13 protein-coding genes are annotated in these 12,861 nt (G+C 65.3%); 5 read left to right on the top strand and 8 right to left on the bottom strand.

All coding sequences use genetic code 11. The annotated features are described in order from the left end of the window. The first annotated feature begins 59 nt into the window (after positions 1-59). The 5 genes from BXE_RS29395 to BXE_RS29375 are packed head-to-tail and all read left to right on the top strand — an operon-like array spanning position 60 to position 4,566. Complete coding sequence (locus tag BXE_RS29395) at positions 60-629, top strand: carboxymuconolactone decarboxylase family protein (RefSeq protein ID WP_011491754.1); 570 nt, start codon at positions 60-62, stop codon at positions 627-629. Next, positions 626-1,729: an acyl-CoA dehydrogenase family protein gene (locus BXE_RS29390; protein ID WP_011491753.1), complete on the top strand. Its 1,104-nt coding sequence runs from the start codon at positions 626-628 to the stop codon at positions 1,727-1,729. The genes BXE_RS29395 and BXE_RS29390 overlap by 4 nt, the downstream gene beginning before the upstream one ends. Beyond that, positions 1,726-2,520, top strand: a complete 795-nt coding sequence (locus BXE_RS29385; RefSeq protein WP_011491752.1) for an ABC transporter ATP-binding protein — start codon at positions 1,726-1,728, stop codon at positions 2,518-2,520. Before BXE_RS29390 ends, BXE_RS29385 begins: the two co-directional genes overlap by 4 nt. 17 nt (positions 2,521-2,537) lie before the next feature. Continuing rightward, positions 2,538-3,728, top strand: a complete 1,191-nt coding sequence (locus BXE_RS29380) for an ABC transporter substrate-binding protein (RefSeq protein ID WP_011491751.1) — start codon at positions 2,538-2,540, stop codon at positions 3,726-3,728. Next, positions 3,721-4,566: an ABC transporter permease gene (locus tag BXE_RS29375; RefSeq protein WP_011491750.1), complete on the top strand. Its 846-nt coding sequence runs from the start codon at positions 3,721-3,723 to the stop codon at positions 4,564-4,566. The genes BXE_RS29380 and BXE_RS29375 overlap by 8 nt, the downstream gene beginning before the upstream one ends. Before the next feature lie 93 nt (positions 4,567-4,659). Here BXE_RS29375 and ssuD read toward each other — a convergent pair whose 3' ends face one another. From ssuD to BXE_RS29335, 8 genes are all read right to left on the bottom strand, one after another. Continuing rightward, positions 4,660-5,823 carry an FMNH2-dependent alkanesulfonate monooxygenase gene (gene ssuD, locus BXE_RS29370; protein ID WP_011491749.1) on the bottom strand — a complete coding sequence of 388 codons (1,164 nt, stop codon included), beginning with the start codon at positions 5,821-5,823 and terminating at the stop codon, positions 4,660-4,662. A 49-nt stretch (positions 5,824-5,872) separates the two neighbouring features. Beyond that, positions 5,873-7,243, bottom strand: a complete 1,371-nt coding sequence (locus BXE_RS29365; protein WP_011491748.1) for an LLM class flavin-dependent oxidoreductase — start codon at positions 7,241-7,243, stop codon at positions 5,873-5,875. Further along, positions 7,243-8,505, bottom strand: a complete 1,263-nt coding sequence (locus BXE_RS29360; protein WP_011491747.1) for an SfnB family sulfur acquisition oxidoreductase — start codon at positions 8,503-8,505, stop codon at positions 7,243-7,245. Before BXE_RS29360 ends, BXE_RS29365 begins: the two co-directional genes overlap by 1 nt. A gap of 3 nt (positions 8,506-8,508) precedes the next feature. After that, on the bottom strand, positions 8,509-9,759 hold the full coding sequence (locus BXE_RS29355; protein ID WP_011491746.1) for an SfnB family sulfur acquisition oxidoreductase: 1,251 nt from the start codon (positions 9,757-9,759) through the stop codon (positions 8,509-8,511). A 205-nt stretch (positions 9,760-9,964) separates the two neighbouring features. Further along, on the bottom strand, positions 9,965-10,708 hold the full coding sequence (locus BXE_RS29350) for an amino acid ABC transporter permease (protein ID WP_011491745.1): 744 nt from the start codon (positions 10,706-10,708) through the stop codon (positions 9,965-9,967). Next, complete coding sequence (locus BXE_RS29345; protein ID WP_011491744.1) at positions 10,705-11,445, bottom strand: amino acid ABC transporter permease; 741 nt, start codon at positions 11,443-11,445, stop codon at positions 10,705-10,707. Before BXE_RS29345 ends, BXE_RS29350 begins: the two co-directional genes overlap by 4 nt. A gap of 94 nt (positions 11,446-11,539) precedes the next feature. After that, a complete protein-coding gene (locus BXE_RS29340; RefSeq protein ID WP_011491743.1) occupies positions 11,540-12,358 on the bottom strand; it encodes an ABC transporter substrate-binding protein in 819 nt (272 codons plus the stop codon). A 158-nt stretch (positions 12,359-12,516) separates the two neighbouring features. Continuing rightward, the gene (locus BXE_RS29335; protein WP_233518960.1) at positions 12,517-12,828 is read right to left on the bottom strand and encodes a hypothetical protein; all 312 of its coding nucleotides are present in this window, start codon (positions 12,826-12,828) and stop codon (positions 12,517-12,519) included. Between the last annotated feature and the right edge of the window lie 33 nt (positions 12,829-12,861).

Below are 12,861 nucleotides of genomic sequence, written 5' to 3'. Positions count from 1 at the left end.
ATTGTTCTGACACAGTTGCGCGGCCACAATAAAGGCCTATCTGTGAGGAATCAATCGACATGAGCCGTCTACCGCTGCACACCCTCGAAAGCGCGCCTGAAGCGAGCCGCCCTTACCTCGAACGCGCACAGGCGGCCAACGGCTTCCTGCCGAATCTCGTCGCCTCGCTGGCGAATGCGCCGACCGCGCTCGAAACATACCTGACCGTCGCCGAAATCAATGGCCGCAGCGGCCTTACGCTCGCTGAACGCGAGACAGTGCAGATCACGGCGGCCGGCATACACGGCTGTGGCTTCTGTGTCGCGGGGCACACGGCTGTCGCATTGAAAAAGGCTCAACTCGATCCGCAACTGGTCGAAGCGATCCGCGAGCAGCAACAACCGCTGCCCGACCCTCGTCTCGATGCAGTCGCAATCTTCACGCGCGCGGTGATCGCCACACGCGGCGCCGTGCCCGACGACGCACTCGCCGCGTTCCGCGCAGCGGGATTCAGCGACGCTAACGCACTCGAAGTCGTGCTCGGCGTGAGTCTTGCCACGCTATGCAATTTCGCCAACAATCTCGCGCAGAACGAACTCAATCCGCAACTGGCCGCTTATCGCTGGGAAGCGGGCGCACACGCCGCATGAAACCACAGCCGCTGACTACCACCGCACCGGAGCTCGCCACATGGCTCGACGCTAACGCCGAGGCTATCGACACAGCGCAAGACCTCGCGCGCGAGATCCTGCCGCGGCTCGGGCGCGCGGATCTTTTCCAGATCGGCGTGCCGGCGCATGAAGGCGGTCTGGACGGCACGGCGGTCGATGCGATCGAAGCCATCGCCGGCGTTGCCGCCCATTCGCTGACGGCGGCATTCGTGTTCTGGGGGCAGCGCACGTTCATCGAATATCTGCTGCAAAGCCCGAACGAGGCGCTGCGGGCACGCTGGCTGCCCGCGCTGTTGCGCGGCGAACTGGCCGGCGCAACGGGCCTCTCGAACGCGATGAAGTATCTGTCGAACATCGAGCCTCTGCAGATGAATGCGACGCCCCGCCTCATCGACGGAGCCGGCGCGGGCTGGACGCTCAACGGCAAGCTGCCGTGGATCACGAACCTGCGCCGCGAGGGTTTTCTTGCCGCCGCCGCGTTCGATCACAGCGACGGCGCGCCGCCTTCGATCTTCGCGATTCCTCACGACGCAGCGGGTGTCGTGCGCAGCGACGATCTCGATCTGATTGCGCTGCGTTCGAGCAACACGGCGGCCCTCACGGTGGAGCGCACCGCGCTCGACGCAAGCTGGCAAATTACCGCCGACGCGCCCGCCTTCCTTGCGCGCGTGCGCCCGGCGTTTCTCGGTTTTCAATGCGGATTGTCGATCGGCCTCGCCCGCCGCGCGCTTGCCGCAATCGATGAAAGCAGCGCACCCGCCCGCGCGGCCGTAGCGGACGAAGTCGCCCCGCTCGCACATGAACTCGACGCGCTGACAAAACGGCTATTCGACGGCGTTCAACACGGTACCTTCGTTTCGGCGCCTGCCGCGCTGTTCGAAGTGCGGATCGGCCTCGCGGCCGCGGTCGATCGCGCCGTGCGCCTCGAAGTCGTGACCGCGGGCGGACGCGGTTATCTGCGCGAAAAGGGCGGCACCGCACGGCGCACGCGTGAAGCGGCCTTCGTGCCGATCGTCACGCCGAGCATCGTGCAGCTGAAAAACCAGCTGGCACAGCATCAACGGACCAGGGCCGCATGAGCGACGCCATCAGCACGAGCGCGGCGCGCGTGGAGGTGCGCGAAGTCGGACTCAGCTACGCAGGGCGCCGCGTGCTGGACGGTATCGATCTCAGCGTGCGCGCCGGAGAACTCGTTTCCGTGCTGGGACCGAGCGGCTGCGGAAAGTCGACGTTGCTGCGTATCGTCGCCGGACTGCAGCAAGCCGAATCCGGCCATGTCGCAGTGGACGGCGTCGCCCTGCGCGGTCCGCGGCCCGACGTCGCGCTCGCGTTTCAGGATCCGTGTCTGCTGCCGTGGCTGTCGGTCGAAAAGAACGTCGCGTTCGGGCTCGGATTTTCACGTCAGCCGGAATTGTCGCGCGGCACGCGGCGCGAGCGCGTCACCACGGCTTTGAATCAGGTCGGGCTTGCCCATGCCCGTCATTACGCGCCGCGCCAGTTGTCGGGTGGCATGGCACAGCGCGCGGCGCTCGCCCGCTGCCTGGCCCGCAAACCGCGCACGCTGCTGCTGGACGAACCATTCGGCGCGCTCGACGAAGTCACGCGTGCCGAGATGCAACAGCTACTCGTCGGCGTGGTACGCGAGACGGATGCCGCGACCCTCCTCGTCACGCACGATATCGACGAGGCGTTGCTCGTTTCCAATCGCATCGTGGTGCTGGGCAATCGGGGCAAGCTGATCCTGCAACTGACAGTAGATGTCCCGTCGCCGCGCGAGATGCACCTCGAAGCGCTCGGCGCGTTGCGCATCCAGATTCTTCAGGCGCTGCGTGATTCGATGTCGCGCGCGGCCCTCACCGCCCCCATATAGAAAGAAGGCAAAAACGCATGTGCCAGCTTCCGATGTCCCGCCGCGAGTGGCTCAAGCTCGCTTCGATGTTCACCGTCGCCGGCGCCGGGCCGTTGCTTGGCGCGCTCAACGCGCGAGCCGCCACGGACCCGAACGCGCCCGTGCGCATCGGCTATCTGCCAATCACCGACGCCACGCCTTTGCTGGTCGCCCATAACAACGGCTATTTCGAAGCGGCGGGCCTCGCCGTCGAGAAACCGACGCTGCTGCGCAGTTGGGCGCAACTGGTCGAAGCGTTTCTGTCGGGTCAGGTCAACGTGGTACACCTGCTCGCGCCGATGACGATCTGGGCACGCTACGGCAGCCAGGCCCCGGCGAAGGTAGTCGCCTGGAATCACGTCAATGGCTCGGCGCTGACCGTGTCGCCCGACATCGGCAAGGTCGCGGACCTCGGCGGAAAAACGGTGGCGGTGCCGTTCTGGTACTCGATCCATAACGTCGTCGTGCAGGACATGTTGCGCACGCAAGGACTCGTGCCGGTTCTGAAGAAAGACGGCGAGCTCAAGCCGAACGAAGTCAGACTCATCGTCATGGCGCCGTCGGACATGCCGCCGGCGCTGGCGTCGAGACAGATCGCCGGGTTCATCGTCGCCGAGCCGTTCAATGCGGCGGCCGAAGGGCTGAAAATCGGCAAGGTGCTGCGCTTTACCGGCGATGTCTGGAAGAACCATGCATGCTGCGTCGTGTTCATGCACGAGCGGGATCTGACCGAACGCGCCGCGTGGTCGCAGAAGGTGGTCGATTCGGTGGTGAAGGCGCAGTTGTGGACGCGCGCTCATCCGCAAGAGGCCGCGCAGCTATTGTCGAAAACCGGCCAGAACCATTACACGCCGCACACAGCCGCCGTATTGACCGAGGTGCTGGCCCCTGCCCCCGGCGATCAGGGCCGCTATCTGGCCGATCGCGCGATCATCCATGCGGACTGGCACGCAAAGCGGATCGATTTCCAGCCTTATCCCTATCCCGCCTATACGGAAGAACTGGTTCGCCGCCTGAAAACGACTCAGCTCGAAGGCAATGCGCCGTTCCTGGGCCAACTCGATCCGGCATTCGTCGCGCGCGACCTGGTGGACGACCGTTTCGTGAAAAACAGCATCAAGTCGGCTGGCGGGATGCAGGCATTTGGCTTGCCGGAAGGTTTTTCGCGCACGGAGACGATCGTTGTCTAGCCTGTCGACGCGCCCTGCTCCCGCGCCTGCCGTCAACCCAGCCGCGCGCGCGAACGGCGCCGCATCGTCGGGCTGGCTGGGTCGCGCCGCACTCGGGCTGGGAGGCCTCGTGGGCATCGTCGCGATATGGTGGCTGGCGGTCGCCGTTTTCGCCGCGCCGGGTACGCTCGCCGCGCAGTTTTCGCCGGCCCGCGCGATCGAAACGCTGCCGGCGCTGATCACCGACGATCGTCTCGCCGTCCACATCGTCACGAGCCTGCGGCGCATCGCGATTGGTCTGCTGTGGGCGCTGGTGGTCGGCGTGCCGCTCGGTTTTCTGATCGGCCGCGTGAAAGCGCTCGATACGGCGTTGTCGCCCACGCTTCAGTTTTTACGCATGATCTCGCCGCTGTCGTGGATGCCGATCGCCGTGATGTCGCTCGGCGTCGGCGACCGCGCGGTGTATTTCCTGCTGGCGTTCGCCGCCGTGTGGCCGCTGATGATGAGCACCGCCGCCGGTGTCGCGCACATCGACAAGCGCTGGTTGCAGCTCGGCGAAAGTCTTGCGGCCACGCGCGGCGAAATGCTCTGGTATGTGTACGTGCCCGGCATCGCCGCGCATGTGCTGACCGGCGTGCGGCTTGCCATCGGCATTCTGTGGATCGTGCTGGTGCCGGCGGAGATGCTCGGCGTGAGCTCAGGCCTCGGCTATCTGATTCTCGATACCCGCGACCGCCTCGCGTATTCCGAGCTGACTGCGGTGATTCTGGTTATCGGTGCGCTCGGGTTTCTGCTCGACTTCGCCGCGCGCTTGGCTTATCGCCGTTTCGGCCTTGGCCGGGTCGAGCAGGAGCGATAGCGCGGGTGCTTCATGCGACCGCTATATGCGGTTGCCGGAATCCCACGCCTTCGCGGGATTCCGGTGAGCTAGCTGGCGCCCTTGCCGGTTGCGTTACACCTGCGCCTTCGACCGGGCTCCGCTCTCGCTACTCGCGCCAGCGTTTGCCCGCACATCGAAGGCGCCGCCCGTCAGGACCTGATCGCGCAACGTGACCGGCTTCTTGCCGGGCAACAGCGGGAACACGAGTTCTGCAAAGCGGATCGACTCCTCGAGATGCGGATAGCCGGACAGCACGAAGCTATCCGCGCCCGCGTCGACGTATTCCTGCAGCCGCGCGGCGACCGTCTGTGCGTCGCCGACCAGAGCCGTGCCCGCCCCGCCGCGCACCAGACCAACGCCGGCCCACAAGTTCGGGCTGATCTCCAGCCTGTCGCGGCGCCCGCCGTGCAATTCCGCCATACGGCGCTGTCCGACCGAATCCATGCGCGCATAGTTCTCCTGCGCACGGCGGATGTCATCGTCGTCGAGCTTGCTGATGAGGCGGTCGGCTTCGGCCCATGCCTCTTCATTGGTCTCGCGCACGATCACATGCAGACGCACGCCGAGTCGCAGCTTGCGGCCGTGGGCGGCCGCGCGCCGCTGCACATCGGCGAATTTTTCGGCTACGGCGGCGGGCGGTTCACCCCACGTCAGATAGGCGTCCACATGCTTGGCCGCCAGCTCATGCGCGGCCGGCGACGACCCGCCGAAATACAGCGCCGGCGCCGGCTGCTGCACAGGCGGATGAAAGTTGCGCGCCTGCTCCACGTGAACGTATTTGCCCTTGAAGTCCACCGTCTCGCCGGCGAGCAGATCGCGCCAGACGGTGAGGAACTCATCGGCCGCCGCATAGCGCTCGTCGTGCGGCAGAAATACGCCGTCGGCGGCAAGTTCGGTGGCGTCGCCGCCGGGCACTACGTTGAGCAGCAGGCGTCCATGCAACGCCTGGTCGAGCGTCGCGGCCTGGCGGGCGGCGGCGGTCGGGCCGCTGACCGAAGTGCGCAACGCGACCAGAAGTTTGATGCGCTGTGTCACCGGCACGAGGCTGGCGGCGGTCACCCACGGATCCTGGCAACTGCTGCCGGTCGGAATCAGCAAACCGTCGTAGCCCAGATTCTCGGCCGTGACCGCGATCTGACGCATATATTCGTTGGTGGGCGGCCGGCCGAAATCGGACTTGCCGAGATAGCGCGTATCGCCCGAGGTCGGCAAAAACCAGAAGATATCGAGACTCATACGTGCTGCTCCTGTGACGAACGTCGGGCCATGCTGATGGTGTGTGTGTTCATACCGCCTCCGCGGTGTGCTGTCTGAAGCTTGCCGCCGCGTGCCGTGCCGGTAACTGATCGCCCTGTCCAAACAGCTTGTGGCGCAGCGTGCCGTCGGCATAAGCGGTCTTGTACAGGCCGCGATTCTGCAATTCCGGCACGACCAGATGGATGAAATCCTCGTAGCTTTCCGGGACCACCGTGCGGCTCAGATTGAAGCCGTCGACGCCCGTTTCGTCGATCCATGCCTGCAGTTCGTCGGCCACCTGAGCCGCGCTGCCGACAATGGCCGGATAGCGGCCGCCGAGTTCGAACATCTCCAGCAGCTTGCGGCGTGTCCAGCCGTGCTGTCTGGCCGTGCGCGTGGCCGATTCGATTGCGTTGCCGGGCGCGTAGTCCACGGGTGCATCGAGATCGTATTGGGAGTAGTCGATGCCCGTGCTGGCCGCGAAGTGCGCGAGGCCCGCTTCACGGCTCGCGTATTGCAGATAGTCCGCGTATTTCTCGCGGGCCTGCTGTTCGGTTGCGCCCGCAACCACCGCTGCGCCGACGAATACCTTGACGTCGTCGGGCCGGCGGCCGGCCTGCACCAGTTGCTCGCGCAACGTGCGCACGGTCTCGCGCGCGACCTGCCGGTTCGGCGGCGAGATAAACACGCACTCGGCGTGACGCGCCCCGAAACGCTGGCCGCGCCCGGAACTGCCGGCCTGGAACAGCACCGGCGTGCGTTGCGGCGACGGCTCGGCGAGGTGATAGCCTTCGACGTTGTAGTACCGGCCCGCGTGCCGCACCTGATGAACCTTAGCCGGGTCCGCATACACGCGCCCCGCCTTGTCGCGCAGCACCGCGCCCTGCTCCCAGCTGCCTTCCCACAGCTTGTAGAGAACCTCCAGGTATTCGTCCGCGCGGTCGTATCGTTCGTCGTGCGGGAGTTGCTCGCTGAGCCCCATTGCGCGTGCCGCGCTGTCGAGGTATCCCGTGACGATGTTCCAGCCCACACGGCCTTGCGTCAGATGATCCAGCGTCGAAAAGCGGCGCGCGAGAAGATATGGCTGCTCGTAGGTGAGATTGACCGTCACGCCGAAACCGAGGTGCCCGGTCACGGCGGCCATTGCCGACACCAGCAGCGTGGGATCGTTGACGGGTAACTGGATCGATTCGCGCAACGTCACATCCACGTTGTGCTGATAGACGTCGTACACGCCGACGATATCGGCGAGAAAAAGCCCGTCGAACAGTCCGCGCTCCAGCGTGCGCGCGAGGTTGGTCCAGTACGGCAGCAGCCGATAGTCGCTCGAACGGTCGCGCGGATGCGTCCACAAGCCGTGGTTGATGTGGCCCACGCAGTTCATGTTGAACGCGTTGAGGAGGATCTGTTTTTTCGCCATCACAAGGCTCCATGCCGCGGCGGCAGCTTGTCGTTGAGGTAGAAGTTGCCCACGGCGTGATACTTCCAGCGCACCGGGTCGTGCAACGTATGAGTGCGGGCGTTGCGCCAGAAGCGGTCGAGGCCGAGACCGTCGAGCGTGGCGGCGGTGCCGGCGAGTTCGAACAGACGCGAGCCGGCATCCAGCGATGCGGTGGTGGTGAGCGCGCGCGCCTCGGCCACGGCAATCGATGCCTGCGCCACCGACTGCTCTGTGAGCTGCGCCTGCGCCGCGTCGACGAAGCGGCCCGCGCGGCGCAGCAACGCTTCCGCCGCACGCAGCCGCACCGAGATGTCGCCGAACTGCGCAAGGGTCAGCGGATCGTCGGCGGCACGTTCCACCTTCGCGTCGATCCACGGGCGCGAGCGTTCCCGCACGAACTTCAGGCCGGCTTCGAACGCGCCACGCGCCTGACCCAGATCGATCGCCGCGTGAATGATCTGCGCAAGCGGTCCGATCGTTGTGGGGCGCTCGAACGACGCCTGAAACGGCACGACCCATTCGGGCTCGACGCGCACGTAATCGAACTGCACCGACCCGCTGCCGGTGACGCGCTGGCCGAAGCCATCCCAGTCGTCCGTTACGGTAACGCCTGGTGTGTCGCGCGGCACGAACGCCAGATAGGTGACGTCGCGGCCCTGCTCTTCGGCCACGACTAGCGTGGGAATCCAGTGGGCGTATAGCGCGCCCGTGCAATAGAACTTGCGGCCGTCGATATGCCAGCCGGCCGCCTCGCGCGTGAGCCGTGTGCGGCGTTTGAAATCCTTGTGGCCGATTTCGGCGAGCGCGTTGCCGAAACGCTCGCCGGCGAGTACGCGTCCGTAGAAAAAGCGCTGCTGTTCGACGCTGCCGCCGACGCGCAACACCTCCAGTGCATAGAAATGGTTTTGCGGGATCTGGCCGAGCGAGCCGTCGGCCGCCGCGATCGTCGCGGTGACTTCCGCGAGCGTGCCGTTGCTCACACCCGCGCCGCCGAATTCGCGCGGCACGGTGATGCCCCACAGGCCGCTCGCCACGAACGCGTCGAGCTCGGCCCACGGAAGCCGCCGTTCGCGATCGCGCAGCGCAGCGTCCGGTGCGAACGCCTCGGCGAGACGCCGTGCGGCGAGAAGCGCCTGCGCGTCGTCTGCGATCAGCTCGGGTGTGGGTAGCGAACGCAGTTCGCGGGGCAGGACGGCCGGCGCGGCGCTGCCGCTAGCCGCGGGAGAAAGATCGATGGTCATGTTTCAGTTCCACGAATGCCGCGCGGGAAGCACCTGATTCAGGTGATAGTTGCCGAGCAGATGCAGTTTCCAGCGCACCGGGTCATGCAGCGTATGGGTGCGGGCGTTGCGCCAATGGCGGTCGAGATTGTGGACGGCGCGAGTCGACGCGGAACCGGCCAGTTCGAACAGCTTTTCGCTTGCATCGAGCGCGATGCGCGTGGTCAGCACCTTCGCCTCGGCAACGGCGACGGAAGCTCGCGCGCTGGCTTCGGCATCGATCGGCTGCGCCGCGATGGCATCCAGCGTGCGGCCGGTTTCCAGCAGCACTTCATGCGCCGCATGCAGATCGATTTCCAGACGGCCGACATCGGCGATGATGTACGGGTCGTCGGTTGCGTGTTCGAGGCCCGAATCGACCCACGGCCGCGCGCGTTCGCGCACGAAGGCAAGCGCGTCGGCGACGGCGGCCTGCGCAATACCCTGATCGATCGCAGCCTGGAGCAGTTGCGAGACCGGGCCGAACAGACCGGGACGCTCGGCCAGTTGCCAGATCGGCAGCACGTCCTGCGGATCGACCGGCACGTTCTCGAAGGTCACGGTGCCGCTCGCCGTGGTGCGCTGGCCGAAAGAGCTCCAGTCGTCGACCACGGTGAGGCCCGGCGCGTCGCGCGGCACCCAGACCTGCACGGCGCGTCCTTCGTCGTCGGTTGCGCGCGTCGGGACGCGGTGCGCGAACAGTGCGCCGGTCGAGTAGAAGCGCTTGCCGTCCAGACGCAAGCCGTCCGGCGTGGTGCGCAGACGTGTCGAACCTTGCAGGATCGTCGCGGCCGCGGCCGAGCGACGTTCCGGGCCGGCATTGCCAAGCCGGTGGCCCGCCAGCACTTCGCCGTACAGGCGCTCTTTCTGCGCCGGGGTGCCGACTTCGCGCAGCACGCCCAGCACGCCGAAATGGTTCTGCGGAATCTGCCCCAGCGCCGGATCGGCCGCGCAGAGGTTCACGAAGACTTCGGCGAGCGTCGCGAACGACACGCCGGCGCCGCCGTATTCACGCGGCACGGTAATCGCGCCGAGACCGCTTTGCGACCATAGATCGAGTTCGGTCCACGGCAATACGCGATGGCGGTCGCGTTCGGCTGCGCCCGACGCGAACACGCCGGCAAGTGTGCGGGAGGCGGCGAGCGCCTGTGCGTCATCGGCGATCCGCGTGACGCGTGCAGGATCGGGACGTGTCGGCAGACGCGACAAGGCGGGGTTGGATGTGGGGCTGGACATGATGGTTCATACAGACAGTGGAGACCCGTCCACTCGCGGCATGTCGGCCTGTTGCCAGGGAGCAGCAGCATGGACCCGACTTGCCACGGAAGGGCTAGTCATCTATTGGACCAGTACCCGCGCGCCACGCCTACTATCGAATTGGAACTTGCTTATGACGCGTTCCGATTTGCCGATCTTGTCCGCCGGATTGCCACGCGGCTTTTCAATCGCTGAATCCGCCGAGCGGCAGTGGTGTCACCTGTTTATCATCCCGTGGCGTCTTCGCGCGAGTGGATGGTGCGCGCAGCAGGACGCGATAAGCGAACCATTGCAACGCCGAACACAAAAGCAGATAGACGATGCCGACGAATACGAAAATCTGCGCGGGGTAAATCATCAGGCGGCTGTTGACCTGATTGGCGAGAAACGTGAATTCCGGCACGCCGACGATATACGCGAGCGACGTATCCTTGACCAGCGACACCCATTGATTGACGAACGACGGCATCATGATGCGCACCGCTTGCGGCAGCACCACATAACGCAACGCCTGCCAGCGCGTCAGCCCGAGCGACAGCGCAGCCTGCTGCTGGCCCGCGCCGACCGAGACGATGCCCGCATGCACGGCATGCGACAGATACGCGCCGCCGATCAGCGACAGCGCGCACACCACCGCCGCCAGACCGGGCACGTCGACATGCAGCAGGATCGGCATCAGGAAGAACGTCCAGAAGATCAGCATCAGCACCGGAATCGCCCTGAAAAACGCGACGATTCCGATCAGCAGCAGACGCGCGCCGCCGCGTGTCAGCGAGAGCGCCACGCCGCCCGCCAGACCCACGGCCGCCGACAGCAACGCCGACACCACCGACAGCACGACAGTCAGCGCCGCGCCGCCCAGCGGTCCATTGGGGAATGCACCGAGCAGCAGATAGCGCAATGTCGGCAACCACTCGGGCACGGTCATGCCTGCCCCCGCTGCAACGCGCGCACACCGGTGTTCTGCCAGATCACCTGCGCGATTTCGATCAACGCGATGGTGCCGATATAAAGCACGGTAGCCGTGCCGAACGCCTGAAAGGTCCGGAAGCTTTCCGTATCGACCTGGCGCGACATATAGGACAGTTCGGCCACGCCGATCGCCATCGTCAGCGACGAATTCTTCACGATATTCATGTATTGCCCGGCAAGCGGCGGCGTGGCGATACGCACCGCTTGCGGCAGGATGACGTGCCGCAAGGTGGTGTAACGCGTCATCCCCAATGCGGCGCCCGCCTGATATTGCGCGATGCCCACACCGCGGATTCCGGCGCGGAACTCTTCCGCGATAAAAGCCGTGCTGTAGCAGGTCAGGCCAAGCCAGCCGGCGAACAGTTCGAAGCTCGGCCAGTGCAGCGCAAAGGGCGCGGCGCCGAGGACATGCGGCGTGTTTAGCCATGTCATCCACGGCTGCGGCAGCAGCGTCGCCGCGCCGAAGTACCAGAACAGCAATTGCACCAGCAGCGGAGAATTGCGGAACACGAGGACATAGAGTCTTGCCGCCGCAGCAACGCTGCGCTGCTGGGCGATCTGGGCCATTGCCAGCCCGAATCCGAGCAGCGTCGCGCATACGCTCACGCACGCCGAAAGGACCAGCGTGATGAGAAAGCCGTGCGCGAGCCAGCCGAGATATCGAGGGTCCAGCCAGAAGTTCACGAGATGCATTCGAAAAAACGCGGTCCTGTATCAGCAGGAAGGCCCGGTCACTCGTTTCGAGCCATGACCGGGCCATATCGAGGCGGCGGTGAAGCGACGCGCGTCAGCTCTTCTGCGGGTCGCCGATCTTGAACAGACGCGGCAGCGGCGCGGCGCTCTTCGGACCGAACCACGTGTCGTAGATCTGGCCTGCGGTGCCTTTGGCTTCAAGATCTTTCAACGTATCGTTGACGACGTTGAGCAGACGCGTTTCGCCCTTCGGCACGCCCACGCCTTCGTAGTCGTTGGAGATCGTGAACGGCGGGATCTCGTAGTTTGCCTTGTCCGGCACTTTCGCCAGCAACGCGACGAGCTTCGGCCCGTCCTGCGTGATCGCCTGCACGTTGCCCGTGCGCAGCGCGGCGAATGCGAACGGCGTGTCGTCGTATGCAATGATCGTGGCGCCCGGGAATTGCGCACGCACCTGCTGCTCGTTGGTCGTGCCTTTGTCCGCGCCGATCCGCAAGCTGTTCAATTGCTGCGGCGAGGTGAGCGTGCCCTTCTTCGCGATGAATTGCGTGCCCGACGCAAAATAAGGAATGCTGAAATCCACTTCCTTCTTGCGATCGTCGGTAATCGTGAAGTTGGCGAACACCAGATCCACCTTGCCCGACTTCAGGAAAGCAATGCGGTTGGCCGGATTGGTCGGCTGGACCTCGAGTTTGACGCCAAGGCGGTTTGCGACCGCGCGCGCATAATCGATGTCGAGCCCGACAATCTGGTTGCTCTTCGGATCGACAAAGCCGAACGGCGGATTGCTGTCGAATGCGGCCACCCGCAGCACGCCTGCTTTCTTGATGTCGTCGAGACGATCCGCATGCGCGGCAGCGGACATGACAAGCAGACTGCCGGCAATCACGGCGCCGAGTACTCTGAGATTCATAGCGGTGGTTCCTGTTGTTTTGATGGGCTGCGCACGTCGTTGAGCGGCGCTTGCCCTGAGCGTGAACCGCCGACTCTACCAACGCTCGCTCACGCCGCAAACCAAGCAATTCTCAGGTGCTAAGCTGCCTTGCTGATAATGCCCGGCGCTGCGAAACGTCAGCGGCGCACCAGCATGGCGAGCGAGCGATGTGCGTCGAGCTGCCTGTCGTAGCCCGCCAGCGCGCCATCCACGCGGCGCGTCAAGGGCGGCGTGGCAACGGTGGTGGCATCCGCCAGCAGCGGCGCAGCGGAGACCGGCGTGGCGCCGGATAAGCAGTAGCCGACATCGCGCCGGGCGTTGATACACGTGCGCACCTTGCCGCTTGCGATCAGCGTGGCGAGCGCGGCTTCGACGGCCTTCTCCGATACGCCGAACAGACGGGCGAAAGTCACAGCCGTGTAGACGCGGTTGTGCCTCATTTTCAGCATCAGACTCTCGATCAGCGGATCCATACTCGATAA

This window comes from Paraburkholderia xenovorans LB400, assembly GCF_000013645.1.
GTDB lineage: Bacteria > Pseudomonadota > Gammaproteobacteria > Burkholderiales > Burkholderiaceae > Paraburkholderia > Paraburkholderia xenovorans.
This window is presented reverse-complemented; position numbering and strand designations above follow the sequence as displayed.